This is a genomic window from Ruegeria sp. AL1 (assembly GCF_056540905.1).
The window spans coordinates 185406-209487 of the sequence record NZ_JBQFXP010000004.1; the positions used below are offsets into that span (position 1 = coordinate 185406).

Below are 24082 nucleotides of genomic sequence, written 5' to 3' on the forward strand. Positions count from 1 at the left end.
TGCGCCTTTTGTCAAAACGCGGTCAGCATTCGGGTATGCCCATGATTGCTGTGGATACGCGATTTGGTCGCCTGGGTGTGGAAGAGACCGGGGGCGCGGTGACGCGTCTGATCTGGAACGGTCGGGATGAGGGTGAGGTGACACCTGTGTTGCGCGAAGCGGCGGCACAATTGGAGGCCTATGATCAGGGGCGGTTGCAGCAATTTGATCTGCCGTATCATGTGGCGGGATCGGCGTTTCAGAGACAGGTCTGTGATCTGATGTATGCGATCCCGCTGGGGGAAACCGTGACCTATGGCGATATATCAAGGCAATTGGGATGTCCGGCGCAACCGGTGGGGCAGGCCTGTGGCGGCAACCCGATTCCGGTGATTATCCCCTGCCACCGGGTATTGGCGGCCAATGGTCTGGGCGGGTTTTCCGGTGATGGCGGGGTTGAGACCAAGGTCGCCTTGCTGCGGCACGAAGGCGCGGCCGGGCTGTTGATCTGATATCGGGAAACCTGTTGCAATCCCGCTGTTTGCGGCCCAATTTGTATCAAACAGAGAATTCGAAGGACCGTATTGGCATGACTGCTTTGACAGACCCGGCTGCCCGCAAGAAGGCAATTATCGACCGTCTTATGTCGCTTGAAGAACAGGAGCTGGCGACAGCGCAGGCGCACTATGATGCGTTTTTGAAGGATTCGCAGTTGGATGACCGCGAGGGGCACGACAAGGACGACATCGCAGCCTCGCGCGAGAATGCGGATCTGGCGGCGGCGTTTGATGCACCCGTGCATGCCCATCACGCCAAGATCGACGTGATCGAAAACACGGATTTCGGCGTGACTGACACGGTCAAGCCCGGCGCGGTTGTCAAATTCAACAACCGCCGGTTCGTGGTCTGTGTCTCAACCACGCGGTTCGAGGTGGATGGCAAGACTTATATGGGGATTTCGACCCAGAGCCCGATCTATCTGGCCATGACCGGTTTGCAGGAAGGGGACGTGTTCACCCATAACGGCACGGAGTTCGAAGTTGAGGAAGTCCTCTAACCCTTGCGCTGTGGAATCAACTGCTGTGCGATCCCGGCTGACACCAGATAGAGGCTGGTGACGACCAGCCCCCAATGGGCCCAGCTTTCGGGATGAAAATCCACCCAGGCGGCCCAACCGGCGAAACAGGTCCATGCAAAGGCCATCGGAAGGGTCACGTTGCGCCAGCGTTCGGTGCGAACTGGGTGTACGAATTTCAGCGGCAGGAACATGGCCAGCGACAGTAGCGATACGAGCAGCAGGATGAGCCAGAAATTGGGCTCGAGCGCGAAGATCACGATGACGAACATGTTCCAGCAGCCGGGAAAGCCCGAGAATGAGTTGTCTTTGGTTTTCATCCGCGTGTCTGCAAAATACATAGCGCTGGCGAAAGTGATGACGATGATTGCGAACCAGCCAGTCCAACCGTCCATCAGCCCGGATTTGAACAAGGCGAAGGCCGGGATGAACACATAAGTCAGATAGTCGATGATCAGATCCAGCAGTACGCCGTCAAATTCGGGCGCGTTGTGTTTGACGTGGTAATGGCGTGCCAGCGGTCCGTCGATACCATCCACGATGAAGGACACCACCAGCCACAGATACATGAGGCTCCATTTTTCATCGACCGCGGCCAGCATGGCCAGCATGGCAAAAACGGCGCCTGTGGCGGTGAAGAGGTGAACGCTGAGTGCTTTGAACCTGAGTGTCATCCGGGTGTCTTGGACGATCAGGCAGCGGGATGCAAAGCAAAAAACCCGTTTGGGTCAATTTGATCGCGTGTGTTGATCAGGCCTTGGGATGGGCTCGGTTATAGACCTCCATCAGGCGCGCGGTATCGACAGCGGTATAGGTTTGTGTTGTCGACAGCGAGGCGTGCCCCAACAGCTCTTGAATCGACCGTAGGTCGCCACCGGCGGACAGCAGATGCGTGGCAAAGCTGTGCCGCAACGCATGAGGGGTGGCGGTGGCGGGCAGGCCAAGCTGCATGCGGGCTTTGGCCATGGCGCCTTGAATGGCACGCGGGTTCAGGGGCCCTCCGCGCACGCCGCGAAACAGCGGTGCATTGGGCGATCGAGGGTGCGGACAGAGGGTCAGATAGCGGTCAACGGCCGCCCGAGCAGCCGGAAGGACGGGGACGATACGTTCTTTCCCACCTTTGCCGAGAATACGCAGCGTGTCCGGCAAGGGCGCGTCGGCACCGGTCAAAGACAGAGCCTCGGAAATGCGCAGCCCGCAGCCGTAGAGCAAGGTCACGACCGCAACGTCCCGCGCTGAAACCCAGTCATTCGTCGATTGCAGCTCGACGGTTTCGATCATCGCGCGGGCAGCGTCTTCGGCCAGCGGACGGGGCAGTTTCTTGGTGAACTTGGGCGCGCGGGTGGACAGGACGGCAGTGGCCTCGAATCCCTCCCGCTCGGCCAGCCAACGGTAGAAGCCTTTGACTGCCGAGAGCTTGCGGGCCAGTGATCTGGCCCCGACGCCGGTGCCGCGCTGATCCGCCATCCAGGCCCGCATGTCCGAAACCGTGATGCGTTGCAGTGCGGCCAACCCTTGCCGTTCGCTGTGATGCAGGGTCATGAAGGACAAAAAGTCGATGACGTCGCTGCGATAAGCCGAGAGCGTATTTTCGGACCGGTTCGCCAGCGCGCCCAAACTGTCCAGCCAATGCTGCAACGCGTCCCGGCAGACAGGCGAGATCAGGCTCATGACAGCCAGTGACGCATCGACCGTTCAAAGACCCCGGCAAAAAACGTCAGCAGATCGGTGCCAAGCTGGGGCGAGAAATGCTGCGGGTCGGTGGCCCCCATGACAATCATGCCGGGCAGGCGTCCGGTGCCCAGATTTAACTTGAGGCAGGCTTCGGATCGTAAATGCGCGCTTTCTTCGCCGTACACTTTCGGGTTTGTGTGGCGCATTTCGCGCAGGATAACATCGCGCGCCGGGCCTGACCGGTCGAAAGTCAGATAGTTGTCGACAAAACCCGGTTCCGCCACGGTCAGGACACCGCCCAGTTTGTTGATGGCCGGATCATCCCCCATCAACGTCGTCTCGAGCACCAGAGTGATGTGGTCCACGCGCAGTATCTCGGCCACGTCATTGCCGAGCGTGCGCAGGAAATCTTCGAACTCGACCGGCTCAAGCAAGCGTAATATGGCGCGATGTACCTGATTGGTGCCTGCAAGGTTCTCGTAAGCCGCAGCGATGACGGAACGATGGGTGTCTTCCAACCGGTCCAGCCGCGCCTCGAGCCTTTGCATGGCGATACCGCGCAGGTCGATGACGTTGTTCCCTCGCGCCTGTTCGTTGGCCGCGACCAGGGCCTGCATCAGGTCCTTGTCATCCAGCACAACATCGGGTTCAGCCAGAATCGCCGCGCGGAGATTGTCCTTGAGTTTTGGGTTGCTGCTCATGTCCTGTCCGGTCGTCTTTTGTTTTGCCGGGCTTATAACATGAGTGGATGGAATTGCCTTGGAAAAAATGCACGTAAAAGTGGATTTCGTCCCGGTTGTGGCAGGTCCTCCCGCCTGCAAGACTCTGATCTGTCGATCAGAGCTGGCAGTTGGGCCGGGCGCGGTGCCTGTCGGCACCGCGCGGCAGCGCTTGTGTCAGAGGATTTTCTGACCTGTCTTGGCCCAGTCGGCCAAGAAGGTTTCCAGACCTTTGTCGGTCAGTGGGTGGTCGGCCAGTTTCTTGATCACGGCTGGTGGCGCGGTGATCACGTCGGCCCCGATGCGGGCGCTGTCGGTCACATGGTTCACGGTGCGGATCGAAGCGGCCAGAATCTCGGTCTCGAACCCGTAATTGTCATAGACTTGACGGATATCTGCGATCAGATCCATGCCGTCGAGGTTGATGTCGTCCAGACGCCCAATGAAGGGCGAGATGAAGGTCGCACCCGCTTTGGCGGCCAGAATCGCCTGATTGGTCGAGAAACACAGGGTCACGTTGACCATCTGGCCTTCGTCGCTGAGGGTTTTACAGGTTTTCAGGCCGGCCCATGTCAGTGGCACCTTCACGGCGATGTTCGGCGCGATCTTCGCCAGCTTGCGGCCTTCGGCGATCATGTCGTCGGCCTCGGTCGCGACCACTTCGGCGGATACGGGGCCGTCGACCAGATCGCAGATCTCTTTGGTCACTTCCAGAATGTCACGGCCCGATTTCAGGATCAGCGAGGGGTTGGTGGTGACGCCGTCCACCATGCCCAGATCGTTCAGTTCGGCGATGGCGTCGATCTCGGCTGTGTCTACGAAGAATTTCATGAGGGCAGTCCTTTGATGGGTTGGCCTTGGTCGCGGATGCCTTTACCCCAATAACACCGATGCTGAAACCCCCAGTTAGGAGATGCGGTGAGCGCGCAGGAGTATTTCGATCAGGGTGAGCTTGTGGCCGTTCTGACCACGCAGCCTCTGGACCGGACGCTGGATTACAAAGCGCCCGAGGGCGGGTGTTTTCTGGGCGCGTTTGTCGAGGTGCCTCTGGGCCCGCGCAAAGTGCTGGGTGTGGTCTGGGGGCCTGGGCAGGGTGGCTTTGATCTGAGCAAGGCGCGGTCGGTGATCCGGGTGCTTGAGGTCGCACCGATGCGGGAAGAGATGCGGTTGTTTCTGGGCAAAGTCGCCGACTACACGCTGACGCCGATGCCTGCGATGCTGCGGCTGGCGACCCGCGCGCCGGGGTTGGGTGATCCTCCGTCGATGCGGAAAATCTACCGCCTGGGTGGCGCGGAACCGGACCGGATGACCGATGCGCGGGCGCGGGTGCTGGAGGTTTTGCGCGATTATGGCGGCTTGGCGTTCACGCTGAAGGAGCTGGCCGAGCAGGCGGGGGTGACGTCGTCTGTGGTCAAGGGGTTGGTCAAGCAGGGTGCCGTGCGCGAGGAAGACAGCCCGCGCGATCTGCCCTATCCGGATCTTGATCCCGATCTGCCGGGGAAAGCGCTGACCGAAGATCAGGCCACCGCCGTTGCACGGCTACAGGAGGGCCAGCGTTCGGGCAACTATGGCACGACGCTGCTGAAAGGCGTGACCGGCTCGGGCAAGACCGAGGTTTATCTTGAGGCCGTGGCCGAGACGCTGCGCATGGGGCGGCAGGCGTTGGTTCTGCTGCCCGAGATTGCGCTGACGGCAGAGTTCCTGACGCGGGTCGAGGCGCGCTTCGGCGCGCGCCCGGCGGAATGGCACTCGGGCGCGACCATGACCGAACGCCGTCGGGTCTGGCGGATGGTTGGGCAGGGGGATGCGCAGCTGGTCGTCGGCGCGCGGTCCGCGCTGTTTCTGCCGTTTCGCGATCTGGGGTTGGTGGTCGTGGATGAGGAACACGACACCTCGTACAAACAGGAAGACGGGGTGCATTACAGCGCGCGGGATATGGCGGTTCTGCGCTCGGCGATCTGTGGCGCGCGGGTGATTCTGGCCAGTGCCACGCCCTCGCTGGAAAGCTGGGCCAATGCCGAGGCGGGCAAGTATGAGCGGCTCGACCTGACCGCGCGCTTTGGTGCGGCGGTGCTGCCCGAGATGAAGCCCATCGACATGCGCGCCGAGCAGATGCAGCCGGGGACGTGGATTTCGCCGTCTTTGCGGCAGGCGGTGCGGCAGCGGATCGAACGCGGGGAACAGTCGCTGCTGTTCATCAACCGCCGGGGCTATGCTCCGGTCACCTTGTGCCGGGCCTGCGGCGAACAGATCGCTTGCGACCATTGCGATGCGCGGATGGTGGATCATCGGTTTCTGAAACGCCTGATGTGCCATCAATGTGGCGAGACGAAGCCGATGCCCGAAGAATGCCCCTCTTGCGGGGTTGAGGGCAAGCTGGCCCCGGTCGGGCCGGGGATCGAGCGGCTGGCAGAAGAGGCCGAGGCAACCTTCCCCGAGGCGAAGATCGCGATGCTCAGTTCGGACTTGTTCGGCTCGGCCCGGGCGCTGAAGGCCAAGATTGAGGAGATCGCCGAAGGGGACGCGGATATCGTCATCGGCACGCAACTGGTGGCCAAGGGACATAACTTTCCCAAGCTGACGCTGGTGGGCGTGATCGACGCCGATCTCAGCCTGCATGGTGCCGACCTGCGCGCGGCGGAACGGACGTTTCAGTTGATGCGACAGGTCGCGGGGCGTGCAGGTCGGGCAGATAAACCGGGGCAGGCGCTGTTGCAGACGTTTCAGCCCGAACACCCGGTGATCCGCGCCATCCTCTCGGGGAATGAAGAGGGGTTCTGGAAAGCCGAAGCCGCTGGGCGGCAGGCTGCCGGAGTACCGCCTTACGGCCGCATGGCCGGGATCGTGCTGTCGGGGCCGGAGGTCGGGCCGGTCTTCGACATCGGCAACGCCATGGCCCGCAACGATACCCCTCTGCGTCAGATCGGTGCGCAGGTGTTCGGCCCGGCCCCGGCCCCGATCGCGCGTATTCGCGGGCGGCACCGGGTGCGGCTGCTGGTCAAGGCGCCCAAGGGCGCGCCCATTCAGGACGCCATCGCGCGCTGGATCGCGCCTTTGCGTCTGAAAGGCGACATCCGCCTGACCGTCGATATCGACCCGCAGAGTTTTTACTGACATCTGCGTCAATGCAGAGCGCCTGTGCGCCTGCCGCTTCCCCCTCGTCAAACCACACAAATGGGCGTATGGGGGTCTCATGCTGAAACCCATGCCCCTTGCCGAGGCGCAGAGCCTGCCATTCTGGCGTCGTCCCATGACGCTGTTGTTCATGATGGCGCTGATGATGCCCATCGCCTTCAACGCGTGGAGCGCGTTGTTGAACAATTTCGTCATCGAGGTGGCAAGCTTCGACGGTGCGGATATTGGCCTGCTGCACACAGTGCGCGAAATTCCCGGTTTTCTGGCCGTGGGCGTGATCGCGGTGATCATCTTCATTCGCGAGCAGGTATTGGCGATGATCTCGCTGATGATGCTGGGCGTGGCCACCGCGATCACCGCGTGGTTCCCCAGTCTGGGTGGGCTGCTGTTTGTGACGTTGTTCAGCTCAATCGGCTTTCATTACTATGAAACGGTGAATCAGTCACTGCAGCTGCAGTGGCTGCCTAAGGACCGTGCGCCACAGATTTTGGGCTGGCTGGTGGCGATGGGTTCGGCGGCGACTGCGGTGGTGTATGGGCTGATCGTGCTGACATGGGACCGGTTCGATCTGTCCTATAACTTCGTCTTCATGGCCGCGGGCGGTGCGACCGCTCTGCTGGCTTTGGTTTGTCTGTTTGCCTATCCTCAATTCGATGCACCGACGCCGCAGAACAAGAAACTGGTCCTGCGCAAACGGTATTGGCTGTACTACGCGCTACAGTTCATGGCCGGCGCGCGGAGGCAGATCTTTGTCGTCTTCGCAGGTTTCATGATGGTCGAGAAGTTCGGCTTTGAAGTGCATGAACTGACCAGGCTCTACCTGATCAACCTGATGATCAACCTGGCCGCAGCACCTGTGCTCGGCAAAGCCGTGTCCGTTTTCGGAGAACGCCGAACACTGATCTTTGAATATGCCGGTTTGGCTATCGTTTTCGCGGCATACGGCGGCATCTACTGGTTCGGTTGGGGCGTGATCCTTGCGGCGATCCTCTATGTGATTGACCATGTGTTGTTTGCTCTGGCGCTGGCGCTGAAAACCTATTTCCAGAAGATTGCAGACCCGGCTGACATTGCGCCAACAGCAGCAGTTGCGTTCACGATCAACCACATTGCGGCGGTGTTCCTGCCCGCATTGCTGGGGTTGCTATGGGTCATCTCCCCCGGCGCGGTCTTTGGACTGGCGGCGGCCATGGCGATCGTATCTCTGGCACTGTCCTTATTGATCCCGCTTCACCCGGAACCGGGCAACGAAACCATCCTGTCGAAATACGCGCCAGCACCCGCCGAGTAACCCAGCGCTTGACGTCGGGCGCCGGTCGGCCTAGGCGCTGCTTCAACTGAGACAGGAGGCCCCGATGCCCACATTCACAGCCCTGACCACGCTGACCGGGAAGAAAGCCGCCGAAGGGCTGGGAGAAGCGATGGAGCGCTTGTATCCCGAACCCACAGGCGTTGGCGTTTTCGAGGTCGAGGACGGCTCGGGCCTGTGGGAAGTGGGCGGTTATTTCACCGAAACCCCGGACGAGGCCGCACTGGCACTGCTGGCTGCGGCGTTCGAGGCCAAGCCATTTGTGGTCTCGGAACTGCCCGAAACCGATTGGGTCGCCCATGTCCGCCGTGAGCTGGCCCCCGTCGAAGCTGGACGTTTCTTTGTCTATGGCAGCCACGATGCCGACAATCTGCCCGAAGGCCGCATCCCGCTGTTGATCGAGGCCGCGATGGCCTTTGGCACCGGCCATCATGGCACAACGCTGGGGTGCCTGAAGGCGCTGGACTATCTATTGGATCAGGGCTTTTCGGCCTCGAAGGTTGCCGATATCGGTTGTGGCACCGCGGTGCTGGCAATGGCGGCCGCACGGGTCTGGGACGGAGATATCATCGCCAGCGATATCGATGAGGTCGCCGTCGATGTGGCCGAGGCCAACCTGAAAGCAAACGGAATGTCGGGCGAGGTTCTGTGTGTGGAAGCCGCAGGATTTGATCACCCGGACCTCAAATCACGCGCGCCGTATGACCTGATATTTGCGAATATCCTCAAGGGTCCTCTGGTGGCCTTGTCGCCGGAAATTGGTCAAAACCTACGGCGCGACGGGTATGCGATCCTTTCGGGAATCCTCAATGAACAGGCAGATGACGTGGTTTCTGTTTATTCACAGAATAGATTTAATCTGGTCCAACGTGCCGAAATTGGTGAGTGGACGACGCTAATCTTAAGCAAACAGGGCGCAAATTAGGCAATTTGCAGGAGTTTTATGGATTCTGGCCACTTTTTTGACGCAATCTCTTTTTACCGTTCTTGAATGGAAACGAGGGGGGCGGTTTTTTTGGAGGCTGCCATGACTGGAAAGCAACTGGAATTCGATCAGCGCATTACGCAGCTGAGCAAGAAGCATCAGAAACTCAGCCGTGGCTACCGAGCCACGATGCGATCTGATGGTTTGGTGGTGATGAAACCCCAAAGAGTCCGTTCCGGCATACCGGCAAAGGTTCTTGTGCTGTGCCTTATCGGATTTTTTGGCTTCAAAGCCTTCCTTTTGGCCAGCCTTGGGGCCGGAGCCTATCAAAATCGCGTCGATAGCCTGGCAGAAGGCACATCGGTAGAAAAGGCCGGGGCCTGGATCATGCAGATCGAGCCGGTATCAGGATTTATCGCAGAGCAGATTCGGCGTCTTCCGCTTTGACCTAGTGCTTTGCCCAACGAAAAACACCGCATGCTGAAACGCACGCGGTGTTTTCTTGCGCGCCCCGCCGAGGGAGGAACAGGGGGCGTGTGAGTGGTGGGTTGATTGTCTTAGCGACGGCCTTCCGCCATGGCGTCAATATCGCCGCGGTTCATGCCGATATCTTCCAGTTCGCGATCTGTCAGACCACTCAGCGCGTTACGGGTTTGGCGGGCGTCATTCCATTCGACAACGGTGTTAACGACCGATACGAATACTGCGCCGATACGGCCAACGAGGCCGAACGAGCCAGTGGTGATGCGGGTGGTGTCCAGTGCAGCCATATCCTGTGTCCTTCTGTTTAAAGCGTGTGCCGTGATCCTGCGATCTGCCGGGCATTTAGGGATGTTGATCTGACACCGCAAGCGCGGAATTTGCATGTGTCCTATGCAATTACTGCAAAGCTTGAATTGCATGAAAATGCCTTAATTTCAGGGCCATACTTCCCTTAGGGACGGGTCGGATTCAGACCAATTCTTGTCGCGGATCGGCCGCTTTGTCGCTTTGGGAACAGTCGTGTCGGATTTGCGTGTGGCGCAAAGTTCTTGGAAAATGTTCACGCTTCGTGCTAACCCGATAAAAAGATCACAAAAACCCGAGCAGGCTGGGGCAGAACATGCGCATTCTGGGCATTGATCCGGGTCTCAGGACCCTGGGATGGGGCGTCATCGAATCGCATGGCAGCCGTCTGAGCCATGTGGCCAATGGGCTTTGCAAGTCGGACGGCGATGATCTGGGCGAGCGGCTGTTGTCGCTGCACAATCAGATCGTCGAGGTGATCGCGGAACACCAGCCCGACCAGGCTGCGATCGAGCAAACTTTTGTCAACAAGGATGGTGCGGGCACCCTGAAACTGGGACAGGCGCGCGGTGTGGCGCTGCTGACGCTGGCACAGGCGGGCTTGCCGGTGGGTGAATACGCACCGAACCGGGTCAAGAAAACGGTGGTTGGTGTTGGGCATGCCGAGAAAGAGCAGGTCTTGCATATGGTCAAGCTGCAATTGCCCGGCTGTTCGCCCAAAGGGGCGGATGCGGCGGATGCGCTGGCGATCGCGATTTGTCATTCCTACTATGGGGCTGCGCCACAGGCGCGGATGAAAGAGGTGCGCGTATGATCGGCAAACTGACAGGGCGACTGGATTACCGCGCAGCGGATCATGTGCTGATCGATGTGCGTGGGGTTGGTTATATTGTCTATTGCTCGGACCGGACCATGGCGGCCTTGCCGGGAGTGGGTGAGGGGGTTTCGATCTATACCGATATGGTCGTGCGCGAGGACCTGATGCAACTCTATGGGTTCTTGTCGCTGGTCGAGAAGGAGTGGCATCGCCTGCTATGTTCCGTGCAGGGCGTTGGGGCCAAGGTCTCGCTGGCCATTCTCAGTGTGCTGGGTCCGGATGGCGTGAGCCGTGCGATTGCGCTGGGCGATTGGGGCGCGGTGAAGGCGGCCAAAGGGGTTGGGCCGAAGACGGCGCAGCGCATTGTGCTGGACCTCAAGGACAAGGCCCCCGGCGTGATGGCGATGGGCGGCACCGTGACCGAGGCGATGGACGGGCCGGCGCTGGAGGTGGTCGAACCGGCTGAGCCGACACCTGCGCCCCGACCGGTTCAGAAACCCGGATCAGGCAACGCTGCAGCGTCGGCGGGCGCGCTTTCGGCGCTGTCGAATTTGGGATATGGCCCGTCCGAGGCCGCGTCGGCCGTGGCTGAGGCCGCAGCCTCGCTGCCGGATGCGGGCGAAGCTGAATTGATCCGAGCCGCGTTGAAACTTCTGGCTCCGAAAGGGTGACCCGATGGTAGATGCCGACCCCACCCTGCGCCCCGAGCCGATGCCCGAGGACAATGACCGCGCCCTGCGCCCGCAGGGGCTGGATGAGTTCATTGGTCAGGCTGAGGCGCGCGCGAACCTGCGTATTTTCATTCAATCGGCCCGAAAGCGGGGCGAGGCGATGGATCATACGCTGTTCCATGGCCCTCCGGGGTTGGGGAAGACCACGTTGGCGCAGATTATGGCGCGGGAATTGGGGGTAAATTTCCGAATGACCTCGGGGCCTGTCCTGGCCAAGGCGGGCGATTTGGCGGCGATCCTGACCAATCTGGAATCGCGGGATGTGTTGTTCATCGATGAAATTCACCGCCTGAATCCTGCGGTCGAAGAAGTGCTTTATCCGGCGATGGAGGATTTCGAGCTGGATCTGGTGATTGGCGAAGGCCCAGCGGCGCGGACGGTGCGGATTGAGTTGCAGCCGTTTACGCTGGTCGGGGCCACCACGCGCATGGGATTGCTGACCACTCCGCTGCGCGACCGTTTCGGGATTCCGACGCGTTTGCAGTTTTATACGGTCGATGAGTTGCACGAGATCGTCACCCGCAACGCCCGCAAGCTGGGTGCGCCTGCGGATGATGAAGGTGCGCGCGAGATTGCGCGGCGGTCGCGCGGCACGCCGCGGATTGCCGGGCGGCTTCTGCGGCGGGTGGTGGATTTTGCCATTGTCGAGGGCGACGGGCGGATCACCCGAGAGCTGGCGGATGGGGCGTTGACCCGGCTAGGTGTCGACAATCTGGGGCTGGATGGCGCGGATCGGCGGTATCTGAAGCTGATCGCCGAGAACTATGCGGGTGGGCCCGTCGGGATTGAGACGCTTTCGGCGGCCTTGTCCGAAAGCCGGGATTCGCTGGAAGAGGTGATAGAGCCCTATCTGCTGCAGCAGGGCCTGATCCAGCGCACGCCGCGCGGGCGGATGCTGGCGCAGAAGGCGTGGACCCATTTGGGCATGGCCGCCCCTAAGGGGCAGAGCGATCTGTTTGGTTGATACCGCGCGCTTTAGATTTTATGCCTCCGGCGGGAGTATTTTTGAAAAGATGAAGGGGCGAGCGTGACTCCGGATCAGATTGAGGCGCTGTTTACCCGCGAGAGCGGAGAGTTTCTGTTTGCGCGCTGGGGGCGGCCCATTGTGCCGATTGTGTTTGGGGTTGAGGATGAGACTCTGGCCACCGTTAAAGGGGCGTTTGAGGCAGTTGTGACATTGGCGGGCCATAAGATGGCCGAAACCGATCCCGAACTGGGTGCCAATTGCATGGTCTTCTTCTTCCGCGACTGGCAGGAGCTGCTAGAGGTCCCTGATCTGGATCGTTTGATCCCTGATCTGGCCCCGCTGGTCGAACGGCTGGTCGCGGCTGACGCAAATCAGTACCGTATTTTCCGCTTCGAAGAAGACGGGGCCATCCGGGCGGCTTTTGTATTCCTGCGGATGGACAAGGAATTGTCCAAGGTTCCGGCGGAGACTTTGGCACTGAGCCAGGTGGTGCAAACGGTTCTGTTGTGGTCGGATACCGCTTTTCGCAGCCAATCGCCATTGGCCATTGCCGGAGAGGCGACGATTCTGCGGCCCGATGTTGCCGCTTTGATCCGGGCCGCTTACGATCCGGTTCTGCCCGGTGCAGCGCAGGACCCGTCCCATGCGTTGCGCCTGTTTGCCAGATTGGAGCAGCCGCAATGAAACACCTTTACCCGGTTCGTGTGTATTACGAGGACACCGACATGGGCGGGGTGGTTTATCATGCGAATTACCTGAAGTTCATCGAGCGTGCCCGCTCCGACTGGGTGCGCAAGCTGGGCAATGATCAGAACGCGATGCGCGATGCTGGTATTGTCTGGGTCGTGCGGCGGATCGAGGCGGATTATCTGGCGGCGGCAAGGTTCGAAGACGAGCTGGAAGTCGAGACCGAGATGGTCTCGTTATCGGGGGCACGGCTGACGATGTCGCAATTGGTCAAGCGCGGCGATACTGAAATTTTCCGCGCCGAGGTGACCGCTGTCTGCATGAATGCCGAAGGAAAGCCGGTGCGCCTTCCGGCAGAGATTCGCGCATTGATGTAACAATTTCGCCCGCCGGGGTGGTTCTGTTGGCTTTTCACATCCATCTGCGTTAGCGTTTGGCAAAACAAGGCCAAATGGCCATCAGGCAAAACTAAAGAGCAGGTTCATGGAAGCTGAAACGCTGGCGCTGGCGCAGGAGATCGATTTCTCCATGTGGGGGCTGTATGCCCGCGCGACCTTTATCGTCAAACTGGTGATGCTGATGCTGATCGGTGCATCCATCTGGTCCTGGGGCATCATCATTCAGAAGCTGATCAATTACCGGGCCGCGCGACGCGAGGCGCAGGTGTTTGACGAAAGCTTCTGGTCCGGCAATCCGCTGGATGAGTTGTTCGAGCAGACCGGAACTCAGCCCGACGGCAGTTCCGAGAAGATATTTGCCGCAGGGATGATTGAATGGCGCCGTTCGCATCGTACTGATGGCGGGCTGATCGCAGGGGCGACGGCGCGGATCGACCGGTCGATGGATGTGGCCATCGCGAAAGAGGCGGAGACCCTGCAAAAGGGGTTGTCCATTCTGGCCACGGTGGGTTCGACAGCCCCGTTTATCGGCCTGTTCGGTACGGTCTGGGGCATTATGAACGCCTTTATCGAGATTGCCGAGCAACAGAACACCAACCTCGCCGTTGTGGCCCCGGGGATTGCCGAGGCTTTGTTGGCCACCGGTCTGGGCCTGCTGGCCGCGATCCCGGCGGTGATTTTCTACAACAAGCTCAGCGCGGATAGCGATCGGATTGTTGGCGGCTATGAAGCTTTTGCTGACGAATTCGCGACAATCCTTTCGCGTCAGTTGGACAGCTGACCATGGGGGCGGCGATTCAGCAATCATCGGGTGGGAACGGGCGCAGGCGAGGTCGACGGCGCGGCAGTGCGCAGCCGATGGCTGAGATCAATGTGACGCCCTTTGTGGATGTGATGCTTGTGCTGTTGATCATCTTCATGGTGGCGGCCCCTTTGCTGACCGTTGGCGTGCCGGTCGATCTGCCTAAAACGGCGGCCAGTGCGTTGCCGGGGGACAATGAAGAACCTTTGACGGTCACACTGACAGCAGAAGGTCGGGTGCAGATTCAGACGACGGATGTGCTGCGGGAAGAGTTGATCGGCAAGTTGCGTGCGATTGCGGCGGAACGCAGCAGTGATCGGGTGTTCCTTCGGGCCGATGGATCCATTCCCTATGCGCAGGTGATGCAGGTGATGGGGGCGTTGAATGCGGGCGGGTTTTCCAATGTGGGTCTTGTGACCGATACGGGCGGGCCGACGCTGGACGATGGTGGAGAGTGAGGCTGCGCGGTGGATACCGGCACCAAGATTTCAGCGATTGCGCATGTCAGTCTAATCGGCTGGGCCCTGTTCGGCGGGACCTTCAGGTCCGAACCTTTGCCAATGGCGGTGCAGGACGTGTCCGTGATCTCGGGTGAGCAGTTCGCGGCAATGACCGCACAGCGCGATGCGCCCGAAGTGCCGACCCCGACTGCTTTGCAGCAACCCGAACAGCCCGATGAGGTCAATGCGCCCGAGCCCGCGCCCGACGAACAGCCCGCGCCCGAAGCGGTCTCGGTTCCCGAGCCGGAGCAGGAGGTTCTTCCGGAAACCGTCGAACTGCCACCCGAGCCCGAGGTGATCGAGGAACCACCAACCCTGGATCAGCCGGACACAGAGGTCGCAGCTTTGCCGGTACCACCGGGGCCGGAGACCGCGCCGCGCCCGGCGGACAAGATCGCACCAGAACCGATTGCGCCGCCGCCACCAGATGCCAAGCCTGATGATGTTGAAACTCCGCCGGTTTCGCTGGACGAAGGGGCGGAGACCCAGCAGGAACAACAGGATCAAACCGCGCCGGAGGAAGCCGCGCCCGAGATTGTGACCGAGGCGGAAGAAGTTGACGATCCAGCCCCAAAAACGTCTCCGCGCCCGCGTGTGCGTCCCAACCGGCCCACACCACCGCCCGCGCCCGAGATTGCGGAAACACCCGATCCGGCCCCGACGGAACCGGCCCAGAGCGAACAGGCGATCAATGACGCGCTGGCCGAGGCGCTGGGCAATGGCTCCGAACCTTCAGGGCCGCCGCTGACCAGTGGTGAGAAAGACGCCATGCGCGTGGCTGTTTCGAAGTGCTGGAATGTGGGGTCACTGTCGACAGATGCGCTGGAAACAGTTGTTGTTGTTGGCTTTTCGCTTACGCGCGAGGGGAAAGTGGTGGGCGGCAGCCTGAGAATGATCGACAGCTCGGGCGGCACGGCGGCCTCGGCCAATCAGGCTTTCGAAGCCGCACGGCGCGCGATTCTGCGCTGTGGGGCAAAAGGATACGACCTGCCTGCTGACAAATACGGGCAGTGGCAGGATATTGAGATTACATTCAATCCCGAGAGGATGCGGATCAAATGATGAAACTTCTGACCAGCCTCTTCATTGGCCTGACGCTGATGTCGGCTCCTGTATATGCGCAAGATGGTCCCCTGCGACTGGAAATCGACGAGGGGATTATCGAACCCTTGCCCTTTGCAGTGCCCAGCTTTGTGCCGGACGGACCGGCAGCGGCGCAATATGCCCGCGACATCTCGGCAGTCATTTCGTCGGACCTGACAGGAACGGGGCTGTTCCGCGAGATTTCCTCGGACGCCTATATCAGCCGGGTCAGCAGCTTTGATGCCCCCGTACAATTCGCGGATTGGAAAGCCATCAATGCGCAAGCTCTGGTCACGGGGGCGGTCAGTGCTTCGGGCAACCGGCTGACGGTCCGGTTCCGGGTCTGGGACGTGTTCTCGGGGCAGGAACTGGGCAATGGGCTGCAATTTGTGGGCACGACCGAGGGATGGCGGCGTATGGCTCATAAGGTGGCCGACCAGGTGTATAGCCGGATCACCGGCGAGGGGGCCTATTTCGACAGCCGCGTGGCCTTTGTCTCGGAAAGCGGGCCCAAGGATCAACGTCTCAAGCGGGTGGCGATCATGGATTATGACGGCGCAAATGTGCAATACCTGACCGACAGCGCAGCCATTGTCCTCGCACCTCGGTTTTCGCCAAACGGCGACCAGCTGCTGTATACCAGCTACGAGACCGGACGTCCGCGGATTTACGTCCTTGATATTGCCCGGGTGCGCCGACAGGAATTAAAAACACAGGAAGGCACGATGAGCTTTTCGCCGCGGTTTTCGCCCGACGGACGGTCGATTGTGTATTCGCTGTCGCAGGGTGGCAACACGGACCTGTGGCGGATGGATCTGGCTTCGGGGCAAAGCACACGGTTGACGAACACGCCAGCCATTGAAACCGCGCCCAGCTATTCGCCGGATGGTGGCCGGATCGTGTTTGAAAGCGATCGATCGGGCGCACCTCAGCTGTACATCATGCCCGCCAATGGGGGCGAGGCGACACGCATCAGCTTTAGTCAGGGTCGGTACGGCACGCCGGTCTGGTCCCCGCGTGGCGATCTGATCGCGTTCACCAAGCAGAACAAGGGGCGGTTCCATATCGGCGTCATGCGGGTGGATGGCAGTGAAGAACGGTTGTTGACCGCGTCGTTCCTGGATGAGGGGCCGACGTGGTCTCCGAACGGGCGGGTGATCATGTTCACGCGGGAAACGCAGGGCGCAGGCGGGCGTTCGACGCTGTATTCGGTGGATATTTCGGGGCGCAACCTGCGGCCGGTTCGAACCCCGGATGGCGGCAGCGACCCGTCATGGGGACCGCTGCAGAATTGAACCCGCATCGGGCCGCGCCAAGTTCACAACAAACCTGCGATGTGTTAGACAGGCGACAATAAACAAACAGAAGACGAGGCACTTGAAATGAAGTTATTGAGCAAATTCGCAGCGGTGGGTGCGCTGGCCCTGATGGCCGCGTGTTCCAACAACGATCCGTCGACTTTGGGGGGTGGCGCAGGGGCAGGCGGCGCGCTTGTTCCGGGTTCACCCAGTGATCCGCGCTCGCCGGCCTATTTCCAGCAGACGGTGGGAGATCGGGTTTTGTTTGCCGTGGATCAGTCCACGCTATCGCCGCAAGCACAGACGGTTCTGCAGGGTCAGGCTGACTGGTTGCTGGCCAATCCCGATTTTGTGGCGACCATCGAAGGCCACGCGGACGAACAGGGCACACGCGAATACAACCTTGCGCTGGGTGAACGACGCGCGAATGCGGCGAGGGAATATCTGATCTCGCGCGGTGTTGCAGGCAATCGTCTGCAGACGGTGTCCTTCGGCAAGGAGCGCCCGATCGAGATTTGCAGCACCGAGGAATGCTATTCCAAGAACCGTCGCGCGGTAACGGTGTTGACCGGCTCAACCTTGGGGTAAGACGATGAGACTTGCAGGATGGGTTCTGACCTTGGTTGTCGCGACCGCGGGCATGGCGCAAGCACAGGATCAGCAGACTTTGGCGGATATCCGACAGGAACTGACGGTGCTGCATGTGGAGATTCAGCGCCTGAAGCGTGAATTTTCGACCACCGGATCGCCCGCGCCGAACCTGTCCGGCAGTTCGGTTCTGGAACGCGTAGATGCCATTGAGGCCGAGCTGCAGCGCCTGACCCGCCAGACCGAGCAATTGAACCAGCGTGTGCAGAACGTCGTGACCGATGGCACCAACCGGATCGGTGATCTTGAATTCAGACTGGTCGAACTGGAGGGTGGTGACCTCAGCACATTGGGCGAAACTTCGACCCTTGGCGGTGAACAGACCGCCGTTGCGGTCGCGCCGACACCGGTTCAGCCAGAGGGTGTCGATCAGGGCGAGCTTGCGGTCGGCGAAAAGCTGGATTTTGATGCGGCAACGCAAGCGCTGGCAGATGGTGATTTTCAGGGCGCGGCAGACCTGTTCTCGCAGTTCGACCTGTCTTATCCCGGCAGCCCCCTGGCGCCCGAAGCCAACCTGCGACGCGGGCAGGCGTTAGAAGGGCTTGGCGACACGCGCGAGGCTGCACGGGCATTTCTGGCCAGTTTCACAGGTGATTCCGAAGGGCCCATGGCCCCGGAGGCGCTGTTTGAACTGGGGGCGGCTTTGGGTCGGCTGGGACAGACGGATCAGGCCTGCATTACCCTGGGAGAGGTGGGTGTCAGATTCCCGACCTCGGCGCTGACCGCATCCGCGACACAGGAAATGGCCACGTTGGGGTGTTCTTGAGCCCGGACAGCGCCGCACTCGCAGAAAAACTCCGCGCCTGCCTGCCTGATCCGCTGCCTCGGCGGTTGGGGGTCGCGATTTCGGGCGGCAGCGATTCCACAGCATTGTTGCGCCTGTTGATCGAACTTGCGCGAACCGAGGGTATCGGCCTGTTTGCGGCAACTGTGGATCATGGGCTGCGTCCGGAAGCCGCTACCGAAGCTTTGCAGGTTGCCGATCTGGCGCAAGGGTTGGGCGTTCCGCATGAAACCCTGAAATGGCAGGGGTGGGACGGGGCAGGAAACCTGCAGGATCAGGCACGGCAGGCCCGATTTCGGTTGTTGCGTGACTGGGCCAGGCGCTTGCAGTTGGATGCAGTTGCCTTGGGTCATACGGCAGATGATCAGGCCGAGACTGTTGTGATGCGCCTTGCGCGCGCGGCGGGCGTGTCCGGGCTGTCGGGTATGTCGCCAGTGCGCTGGAACAAAGGCGTTGTGTTCTTGCGGCCGATGCTGTCGATAACGCGGGGCCAGTTGCAGGATTACCTGAAGCAGGTTGGCATGGGATGGATCGATGACCCTTCGAATCAGGATCGAACATTCGACCGGATCAAGGTTCGTACCGCGCTGGGCGTGCTTGGATCTTCTGGGATAAACGCGCAGACATTGTCACGGGTTGCTGAAAACCTTGCACAAGCCCGTGAGGCGCTGGCGCAGTACGCGCAGGAAACCGCTGGTCTTTATGTCAAAGCGGAAGGTGGTGCGCTTCGGATCGAGCAGGAAGGCTTCGTTCGGCTGCCCATCGAAATCCGTCGCCGCATTCTGATTGCTGCTGTCGCATGGATTGCGGGCGACGGGTATCCGCCGCGCCATGGCGCGGTCGGGCAAGCTCTGGCTGCGATGGAGCAGGGGCACATCACGACGATCGGCGGCTGCATTCTTGTGCCAAAGGGCAATTTTATATGGGTTTGCAGAGAGCTACAGGCGGTGAAGGATCAGGTGGCGCGCCCCGGTCAGCTTTGGGATGGGCGCTGGATCATGGATGGACCGAATATGCAAACAGGTGAAGTTCGTGCCCTGGGCGAGGAGGGCATCGCACAGCTGGATGATTGGCGGGATCTGGGCCGTCCGCGCGCGGCAATTCTGTCAACACCTGCGCTTTGGCGCACCAATCAGGTGATTTCTGCCCCATTGGCGGGCTTTTCAGCGAACTGGAGTGCAAAACTCTCGCCGGAATGGCCAGAGTTTGATGCGTTGATTTTATCGCATTGAACCTGCCTCAATCATCTCTATTTTAAAGAGCAACACGGCAGAGCCCCCTCTGCCGAAACCGTTTAGGAGATTTTTCTTGGGCAACGCGCGCAACATCGCCTTTTGGGTCGTTCTGTTTCTGCTGATCCTGGCTCTGTTCAACCTGTTCAGCGGACCCAGCGGGTCGCTTCAGGGCAATGAAAACCCCTATTCCGACTTCGTGACCGCCGTTCAAGGCGGCGAGGTCAGCAAAGTGACGCTGGATGGTGAGCAGATTCGCTATACTACACAGAGCGGTGCAACCTACACGACGATCAAACCCGGCGACGCCGAGGTGACGAAACTGCTGATCGACGAGAACATCCCGGTCGAGGCTGTCAAACAGCAGCAATCGGGCTTTCAGTCCTTCCTGATCACGCTCTTGCCCTTCCTGCTGCTGATCGGTGTCTGGGTCTATTTCATGAACCGGATGCAGGGCGGCGGCAAAGGCGGCGCGATGGGCTTTGGAAAATCCAAGGCCAAGATGCTGACCGAAAAGCATGGCCGTGTGACCTTTGACGACGTCGCGGGCATCGACGAAGCCAAGGAAGAGCTTGAAGAGATCGTGGAATTCCTGCGCAACCCGCAGAAATTCTCGCGTCTGGGCGGCAAGATTCCCAAGGGCGCGCTGCTTGTTGGCCCTCCGGGTACTGGCAAAACGTTGCTGGCCCGTGCGATTGCGGGTGAGGCGGGTGTGCCGTTCTTCACCATCTCGGGGTCGGATTTCGTTGAAATGTTCGTGGGTGTCGGTGCATCCCGTGTGCGCGACATGTTTGAACAAGCCAAGAAAAACGCGCCTTGTATCGTCTTCATCGACGAGATCGACGCCGTGGGTCGCCATCGTGGCGCAGGCTATGGCGGCGGTAACGACGAACGCGAACAGACGCTCAACCAGTTGCTGGTTGAGATGGACGGGTTCGAAGCAAACGAAGGCGTGATCATTCTGGCGGCCACCAACCGTAAGGATGTTCTGGACCCGGCTCTGCTGCGTCCGGGCCGTTTCGACCGGAACGTGACCGTCGGCAACCCTGACATCAAAGGTCGTGAGAAGATTCTGGGCGTGCATGCGCGCAAAACGCCTCTGGGCCCTGACGTTGACCTGCGCATCATTGCGCGCGGCACGCCGGGATTCTCGGGTGCTGATCTGGCAAACCTCGTGAACGAGGCCGCTTTGATGGCTGCCCGCGTCGGTCGCCGCTTTGTCACAATGGAAGACTTTGAGAACGCCAAAGACAAGGTGATGATGGGGGCCGAGCGCCGCTCGATGGTGTTGACTCAGGACCAGAAGGAAAAGACCGCCTATCACGAGGCGGGGCATGCCGTGGTTGGTCTGGCTTTGCCGGAATGTGATCCGGTTTACAAAGCGACGATCATCCCGCGCGGTGGTGCGCTGGGGATGGTGGTCTCGCTGCCGGAAATGGACCGTCTGAACTATCACCGCGATGAGTGTGAGCAAAAGCTCGCCATGACCATGGCAGGTAAGGCCGCCGAGGTCATCAAATACGGTGAGGATCATGTTTCGAACGGCCCAGCCGGTGATATCATGCAGGCCAGCCAACTGGCGCGCGCCATGGTGATGCGCTGGGGGATGTCGGACAAGGTCGGCAATATCGACTATGCCGAAGCGCATGAGGGGTACTCGGGTAATACCGCCGGGTTCTCGGTCTCGGCCCATACCAAGGAATTGATCGAGGAAGAGGTCAAGCGCCTGATCCAGCAGGGATATGAGCGTGCTCATCAGATCTTGACCGAGAAAAGCGAGGAATGGGAGCGTCTGGCTCAGGGATTGCTGGAGTATGAGACCCTGACCGGCGACGAGATCAAACGCGTCATGAACGGTAATCCGCCGACCGAAGAAGATGACGAAGGCGACAAACCTGATGAGGGCAGCGCGCCCAGCGTCACGGCCATTCCGAAGACCAAGGTCAAGAAGTCTCCGCCGGATGGCGGGATGGAGCCGGAACCGACGGCATAATTCCAAAAACCCGGGCCAAGGCTCGGGTTTTTCTTTCCTTTCCCGACAACCTGACCTCTAGTAGTTGTTGGGCAAATGCAGGGAAGAGGATCACCATGCCGGTATTGCGCGAAACCGAATTCAGCGGTGAGGTTGTTTGGCTAGGCCATGTGCCAGACGGACAAACGATCCGGGCGCGGGCCGTCGATAGTCTGTCCCTTGGCTTCGCGGGCGCTGTGGACGAACGGCATGAAGGCGTCAACCGCGCATCATGTGTGCGGGTTCAGAACCTCTATCCGCGCGGGACTGAAATCCGCAATGTGCGCCAGTTGTCCGTGTTGTCCGAAGAAGAGTTGCAGGCGACGGCTACTGCGATGGGGCTGGATCAATTGAATCCTACTTTTCTGGGCGTCAGCATTCTGCTGCGTGGTATCCCCGATTTCACCCATATCCCACCCTCATCACGCTTGCAGGGACCGGATGGGGTGACATTGACGGTTGATATGGAAAACCGCCCCTGCGTGACCCCGGGTCGCGAGGTCGACGCTGATTTGCCGGGGCACGGGGCCGCATTCAAACCGGCGGCTCAGGGGCGCCGCGGGGTGACAGCATGGGTCGAACGCCCCGGAGACCTGAAGCTGGGCGACCGGCTGACCCTGTTTGTTCCCGATCAGCGCGCTTGGGCACCTTAGGACACAGGATTTCCGATCATAGGTATCAATTCGGCGTGACGTCGCCCGGTATATAACGCTACGCCGTTTCACGGCATGATTATGTCGGAATCCACATCCTCTATTTCGGTGCACAATTGTATGGATTGCGCAGCTCCGGCGTTTTTTGCGTCGGTTTTGCACGGCATTCAACCAAGGACTCGGCCATGAGCTATAAATCCGACATCGAAATCGCTCGCGAGGCGAACAAGAAGCCCATTCAGGAAATCGGCGCCAAGATCGGCATCGACTCCGGCGATTTGCTGCCCTACGGCCACGACAAGGCGAAGGTCAGCCAGGACTTCATCAACTCGGTGCAGGGCCGCGAAGATGGCAAGCTGATCCTTGTCACCGCGATCAACCCGACCCCTGCGGGCGAAGGTAAAACCACGACCACCGTTGGTCTGGGCGATGGTCTGAACCGCATCGGCAAAAACGCGATGATCTGTATCCGCGAAGCCTCGCTTGGCCCGAACTTCGGCATGAAGGGCGGCGCTGCGGGTGGCGGCTATGCACAGGTTGTTCCGATGGAGGAAATGAACCTGCACTTCACCGGCGACTTCCACGCCATCACCTCGGCCCACTCGCTGTTGTCGGCGATGATCGACAACCACATCTACTGGGGCAACGAGTGCGACATCGACATCCGCCGCGTTGCGTGGCGTCGTGTGGTCGACATGAACGACCGCGCGCTGCGTCAGATCACTGCTTCACTGGGTGGTGTGTCGAACGGCTTCCCGCGCGAAGCAGGCTTTGACATCACCGTGGCCTCGGAAGTCATGGCGATCCTGTGTCTGGCGAACGACCTGAAAGATCTGGAAAAGCGTCTGGGCGACATCATCGTTGCTTACCGACGCGACAAGACCCCGGTTTACTGCCGCGACATCAAGGCCGAAGGTGCAATGACCGTTCTGCTGAAAGACGCAATGCAGCCGAACCTGGTGCAGACGCTGGAAAACAACCCGGCTTTTGTCCACGGTGGCCCGTTTGCCAACATCGCGCATGGCTGTAACTCGGTCATCGCAACCAAGACCGCGCTGAAAGTGGCTGATTATGTCGTGACCGAAGCGGGCTTTGGTGCCGATCTGGGTGCCGAGAAGTTCATGAACATCAAGTGCCGCAAGGCAGACATCGCTCCGTCGGCTGTGGTGCTGGTCGCCACCGTGCGCGCGATGAAGATGAATGGCGGCGTGGCCAAGGCCGATCTGGGTGCGGAAAATGTCGACGCGGTTCAGTCGGGCTGCGCAAACCTGGGTCGTCACATCGAGAACGTCAAATCCTTCGGCGTGCCGGTTGTTGTCGCCATCAACCACTTTGTCACCGACACTGACGCCGAAGTGCAGGCCGTAAAAGACTATTGCGGCGAGCACGGGGTTGAGGCGGTTCTGTCGCGTCACTGGGAACTGGGATCGGAAGGCTCGGCCCCGCTGGCCGAGAAGGTTGTGGAAATCGTCGATGGTGGTTCTGCGAACTTCTCGCCGATCTATCCTGACGAGATGGCGCTGTTCGAGAAGATCGAAACCATCGCCAAGCGCATCTACCGCGCGGATGAGGTTCTGGCCGATAACAAAATCCGCACCCAGCTGAAAGAATGGGAAGCAGCTGGATACGGCAACTTGCCGGTCTGCATGGCGAAAACCCAGTATTCGTTCTCGACCGACCCGACCCTGCGCGGCGCGCCCACCGGCCACTCGGTTCCGGTGCGTGAAGTTCGCCTGTCCGCAGGTGCTGGCTTCATCGTGGTTGTCTGCGGCGAGATCATGACCATGCCCGGTCTGCCGCGCAAACCTGCCGCGGAAACCATCTGCCTTAACGACGCAGGTGAGATCGAAGGCTTGTTCTAAGCCGCTG

The 24082-nt window shown here is 60.2% G+C and carries 26 protein-coding genes; 21 read left to right on the forward strand and 5 right to left on the reverse strand.

Annotated features, from left to right (window positions below):
• Positions 1–35 precede the first annotated feature (35 nt).
• Together ACRZ9X_RS08195 and ACRZ9X_RS08200 are read left to right on the forward strand one after the other, a co-directional pair.
• Positions 36–491, forward strand: a complete 456-nt coding sequence (locus tag ACRZ9X_RS08195; protein WP_480517639.1) for a methylated-DNA--[protein]-cysteine S-methyltransferase — start codon at positions 36–38, stop codon at positions 489–491.
• 77 nt (positions 492–568) lie between these two features.
• Positions 569–1036 (forward strand): hypothetical protein, encoded by a 468-nt coding sequence (locus tag ACRZ9X_RS08200; protein ID WP_480517641.1) that lies wholly within the window; start codon positions 569–571, stop codon positions 1034–1036.
• Here the strand turns inward: ACRZ9X_RS08200 and ACRZ9X_RS08205 are convergent.
• The 4 genes from ACRZ9X_RS08205 to fsa form a co-directional block, all read right to left on the reverse strand.
• Entirely contained in the window at positions 1033–1728 is a 696-nt protein-coding gene (locus ACRZ9X_RS08205; RefSeq protein ID WP_480517643.1) for a CDP-alcohol phosphatidyltransferase family protein, read from the reverse strand. The genes ACRZ9X_RS08200 and ACRZ9X_RS08205 overlap by 4 nt on opposite strands.
• Before the next feature lie 76 nt (positions 1729–1804).
• Positions 1805–2725: a tyrosine recombinase XerC gene (locus ACRZ9X_RS08210; protein WP_480517645.1), complete on the reverse strand. Its 921-nt coding sequence runs from the start codon at positions 2723–2725 to the stop codon at positions 1805–1807.
• Positions 2722–3429 (reverse strand): DUF484 family protein, encoded by a 708-nt coding sequence (locus ACRZ9X_RS08215; RefSeq protein ID WP_480517647.1) that lies wholly within the window; start codon positions 3427–3429, stop codon positions 2722–2724. The genes ACRZ9X_RS08210 and ACRZ9X_RS08215 overlap by 4 nt, the downstream gene beginning before the upstream one ends.
• 195 nt (positions 3430–3624) lie before the next feature.
• Positions 3625–4278, reverse strand: coding sequence for a fructose-6-phosphate aldolase (gene fsa, locus ACRZ9X_RS08220; protein ID WP_152457215.1), 654 nt, complete (start codon positions 4276–4278; stop codon positions 3625–3627).
• Between the two features lie 87 nt (positions 4279–4365).
• Here fsa and ACRZ9X_RS08225 point away from each other — a divergent pair, with 87 nt between their 5' ends.
• The 4 genes from ACRZ9X_RS08225 to ACRZ9X_RS08240 all read left to right on the forward strand — a co-directional run bounded on the left by ACRZ9X_RS08225 (position 4366) and on the right by ACRZ9X_RS08240 (position 9263).
• The gene (locus ACRZ9X_RS08225) at positions 4366–6561 is read left to right on the forward strand and encodes a primosomal protein N' (RefSeq protein WP_480517649.1); all 2196 of its coding nucleotides are present in this window, start codon (positions 4366–4368) and stop codon (positions 6559–6561) included.
• Positions 6562–6640: 79 nt separating this feature from the next.
• Entirely contained in the window at positions 6641–7873 is a 1233-nt protein-coding gene (locus ACRZ9X_RS08230; protein WP_480517651.1) for an MFS transporter, read from the forward strand.
• 64 nt (positions 7874–7937) lie between these two features.
• On the forward strand, positions 7938–8816 hold the full coding sequence (locus ACRZ9X_RS08235) for a 50S ribosomal protein L11 methyltransferase (protein ID WP_480517653.1): 879 nt from the start codon (positions 7938–7940) through the stop codon (positions 8814–8816).
• Positions 8817–8918: 102 nt separating this feature from the next.
• Positions 8919–9263 carry a hypothetical protein gene (locus ACRZ9X_RS08240; protein ID WP_480517655.1) on the forward strand — a complete coding sequence of 115 codons (345 nt, stop codon included), beginning with the start codon at positions 8919–8921 and terminating at the stop codon, positions 9261–9263.
• Positions 9264–9373: 110 nt separating this feature from the next.
• Here the strand turns inward: ACRZ9X_RS08240 and ACRZ9X_RS08245 are convergent, their stop codons facing one another.
• On the reverse strand, positions 9374–9586 hold the full coding sequence (locus tag ACRZ9X_RS08245) for a DUF1127 domain-containing protein (RefSeq protein WP_480517656.1): 213 nt from the start codon (positions 9584–9586) through the stop codon (positions 9374–9376).
• Between the two features lie 332 nt (positions 9587–9918).
• Here ACRZ9X_RS08245 and ruvC point away from each other — a divergent pair, with 332 nt between their 5' ends.
• The 15 genes from ruvC to ACRZ9X_RS08320 all read left to right on the forward strand — a co-directional run bounded on the left by ruvC (position 9919) and on the right by ACRZ9X_RS08320 (position 24075).
• Entirely contained in the window at positions 9919–10416 is a 498-nt protein-coding gene (gene ruvC, locus ACRZ9X_RS08250) for a crossover junction endodeoxyribonuclease RuvC (protein ID WP_480517658.1), read from the forward strand.
• Positions 10413–11090 (forward strand): Holliday junction branch migration protein RuvA, encoded by a 678-nt coding sequence (gene ruvA, locus ACRZ9X_RS08255; RefSeq protein ID WP_480517660.1) that lies wholly within the window; start codon positions 10413–10415, stop codon positions 11088–11090. Before ruvC ends, ruvA begins: the two co-directional genes overlap by 4 nt.
• Positions 11091–11094: 4 nt before the next feature.
• Positions 11095–12114, forward strand: coding sequence for a Holliday junction branch migration DNA helicase RuvB (gene ruvB, locus ACRZ9X_RS08260; RefSeq protein WP_480517662.1), 1020 nt, complete (start codon positions 11095–11097; stop codon positions 12112–12114).
• Between the two features lie 63 nt (positions 12115–12177).
• Positions 12178–12801 carry a hypothetical protein gene (locus tag ACRZ9X_RS08265; protein ID WP_480517664.1) on the forward strand — a complete coding sequence of 208 codons (624 nt, stop codon included), beginning with the start codon at positions 12178–12180 and terminating at the stop codon, positions 12799–12801.
• The gene (gene ybgC, locus ACRZ9X_RS08270) at positions 12798–13181 is read left to right on the forward strand and encodes a tol-pal system-associated acyl-CoA thioesterase (protein WP_480517666.1); all 384 of its coding nucleotides are present in this window, start codon (positions 12798–12800) and stop codon (positions 13179–13181) included. The genes ACRZ9X_RS08265 and ybgC overlap by 4 nt, the downstream gene beginning before the upstream one ends.
• Before the next feature lie 106 nt (positions 13182–13287).
• Positions 13288–13983 (forward strand): protein TolQ, encoded by a 696-nt coding sequence (tolQ, locus tag ACRZ9X_RS08275; protein ID WP_480517668.1) that lies wholly within the window; start codon positions 13288–13290, stop codon positions 13981–13983.
• Between the two features lie 2 nt (positions 13984–13985).
• Positions 13986–14462 (forward strand): protein TolR, encoded by a 477-nt coding sequence (tolR, locus tag ACRZ9X_RS08280; protein ID WP_480517670.1) that lies wholly within the window; start codon positions 13986–13988, stop codon positions 14460–14462.
• A gap of 9 nt (positions 14463–14471) precedes the next feature.
• Entirely contained in the window at positions 14472–15566 is a 1095-nt protein-coding gene (locus ACRZ9X_RS08285) for an energy transducer TonB (RefSeq protein ID WP_480517672.1), read from the forward strand.
• The gene (tolB, locus tag ACRZ9X_RS08290) at positions 15563–16882 is read left to right on the forward strand and encodes a Tol-Pal system beta propeller repeat protein TolB (protein WP_480517674.1); all 1320 of its coding nucleotides are present in this window, start codon (positions 15563–15565) and stop codon (positions 16880–16882) included. The genes ACRZ9X_RS08285 and tolB overlap by 4 nt, the downstream gene beginning before the upstream one ends.
• Positions 16883–16969: 87 nt before the next feature.
• Positions 16970–17473 carry a peptidoglycan-associated lipoprotein Pal gene (gene pal, locus ACRZ9X_RS08295; protein ID WP_480517676.1) on the forward strand — a complete coding sequence of 168 codons (504 nt, stop codon included), beginning with the start codon at positions 16970–16972 and terminating at the stop codon, positions 17471–17473.
• A 4-nt stretch (positions 17474–17477) separates the two neighbouring features.
• Entirely contained in the window at positions 17478–18299 is an 822-nt protein-coding gene (gene ybgF, locus ACRZ9X_RS08300) for a tol-pal system protein YbgF (protein WP_480517678.1), read from the forward strand.
• Entirely contained in the window at positions 18290–19549 is a 1260-nt protein-coding gene (tilS, locus tag ACRZ9X_RS08305) for a tRNA lysidine(34) synthetase TilS (RefSeq protein ID WP_480517680.1), read from the forward strand. The genes ybgF and tilS overlap by 10 nt, the downstream gene beginning before the upstream one ends.
• Before the next feature lie 76 nt (positions 19550–19625).
• Entirely contained in the window at positions 19626–21542 is a 1917-nt protein-coding gene (gene ftsH, locus ACRZ9X_RS08310; RefSeq protein WP_480517682.1) for an ATP-dependent zinc metalloprotease FtsH, read from the forward strand.
• A gap of 95 nt (positions 21543–21637) precedes the next feature.
• Positions 21638–22213 carry an MOSC domain-containing protein gene (locus ACRZ9X_RS08315; RefSeq protein ID WP_480517684.1) on the forward strand — a complete coding sequence of 192 codons (576 nt, stop codon included), beginning with the start codon at positions 21638–21640 and terminating at the stop codon, positions 22211–22213.
• 185 nt (positions 22214–22398) lie between these two features.
• The gene (locus ACRZ9X_RS08320) at positions 22399–24075 is read left to right on the forward strand and encodes a formate--tetrahydrofolate ligase (protein ID WP_480517686.1); all 1677 of its coding nucleotides are present in this window, start codon (positions 22399–22401) and stop codon (positions 24073–24075) included.
• Positions 24076–24082: the final 7 nt, after the last annotated feature.

What these genes read in the sequence shown, in the direction of transcription:
- ACRZ9X_RS08320 (WP_480517686.1), top strand. Translation starts at nt 22,399, where the DNA reads ATGAGCTATAAATCCGACATCGAAATCGCTCGCGAGGCGAACAAGAAG.
- ACRZ9X_RS08245 (WP_480517656.1), bottom strand. Translation starts at nt 9,586, where the DNA reads ATGGCTGCACTGGACACCACCCGCATCACCACTGGCTCGTTCGGCCTC.
- ybgF (WP_480517678.1), top strand. Translation starts at nt 17,478, where the DNA reads ATGAGACTTGCAGGATGGGTTCTGACCTTGGTTGTCGCGACCGCGGGC.
- ACRZ9X_RS08195 (WP_480517639.1), top strand. Translation starts at nt 36, where the DNA reads ATGCCCATGATTGCTGTGGATACGCGATTTGGTCGCCTGGGTGTGGAA.
- ACRZ9X_RS08200 (WP_480517641.1), top strand. Translation starts at nt 569, where the DNA reads ATGACTGCTTTGACAGACCCGGCTGCCCGCAAGAAGGCAATTATCGAC.
- ACRZ9X_RS08240 (WP_480517655.1), top strand. Translation starts at nt 8,919, where the DNA reads ATGACTGGAAAGCAACTGGAATTCGATCAGCGCATTACGCAGCTGAGC.
- ruvC (WP_480517658.1), top strand. Translation starts at nt 9,919, where the DNA reads ATGCGCATTCTGGGCATTGATCCGGGTCTCAGGACCCTGGGATGGGGC.
- tolR (WP_480517670.1), top strand. Translation starts at nt 13,986, where the DNA reads ATGGGGGCGGCGATTCAGCAATCATCGGGTGGGAACGGGCGCAGGCGA.
- ruvA (WP_480517660.1), top strand. Translation starts at nt 10,413, where the DNA reads ATGATCGGCAAACTGACAGGGCGACTGGATTACCGCGCAGCGGATCAT.
- fsa (WP_152457215.1), bottom strand. Translation starts at nt 4,278, where the DNA reads ATGAAATTCTTCGTAGACACAGCCGAGATCGACGCCATCGCCGAACTG.
- ACRZ9X_RS08215 (WP_480517647.1), bottom strand. Translation starts at nt 3,429, where the DNA reads ATGAGCAGCAACCCAAAACTCAAGGACAATCTCCGCGCGGCGATTCTG.
- pal (WP_480517676.1), top strand. Translation starts at nt 16,970, where the DNA reads ATGAAGTTATTGAGCAAATTCGCAGCGGTGGGTGCGCTGGCCCTGATG.
- tolQ (WP_480517668.1), top strand. Translation starts at nt 13,288, where the DNA reads ATGGAAGCTGAAACGCTGGCGCTGGCGCAGGAGATCGATTTCTCCATG.
- ACRZ9X_RS08205 (WP_480517643.1), bottom strand. Translation starts at nt 1,728, where the DNA reads ATGACACTCAGGTTCAAAGCACTCAGCGTTCACCTCTTCACCGCCACA.
- ACRZ9X_RS08235 (WP_480517653.1), top strand. Translation starts at nt 7,938, where the DNA reads ATGCCCACATTCACAGCCCTGACCACGCTGACCGGGAAGAAAGCCGCC.
- ybgC (WP_480517666.1), top strand. Translation starts at nt 12,798, where the DNA reads ATGAAACACCTTTACCCGGTTCGTGTGTATTACGAGGACACCGACATG.
- ACRZ9X_RS08315 (WP_480517684.1), top strand. Translation starts at nt 21,638, where the DNA reads ATGCCGGTATTGCGCGAAACCGAATTCAGCGGTGAGGTTGTTTGGCTA.
- ruvB (WP_480517662.1), top strand. Translation starts at nt 11,095, where the DNA reads ATGGTAGATGCCGACCCCACCCTGCGCCCCGAGCCGATGCCCGAGGAC.
- tolB (WP_480517674.1), top strand. Translation starts at nt 15,563, where the DNA reads ATGATGAAACTTCTGACCAGCCTCTTCATTGGCCTGACGCTGATGTCG.
- ACRZ9X_RS08230 (WP_480517651.1), top strand. Translation starts at nt 6,641, where the DNA reads ATGCTGAAACCCATGCCCCTTGCCGAGGCGCAGAGCCTGCCATTCTGG.
- ACRZ9X_RS08210 (WP_480517645.1), bottom strand. Translation starts at nt 2,725, where the DNA reads ATGAGCCTGATCTCGCCTGTCTGCCGGGACGCGTTGCAGCATTGGCTG.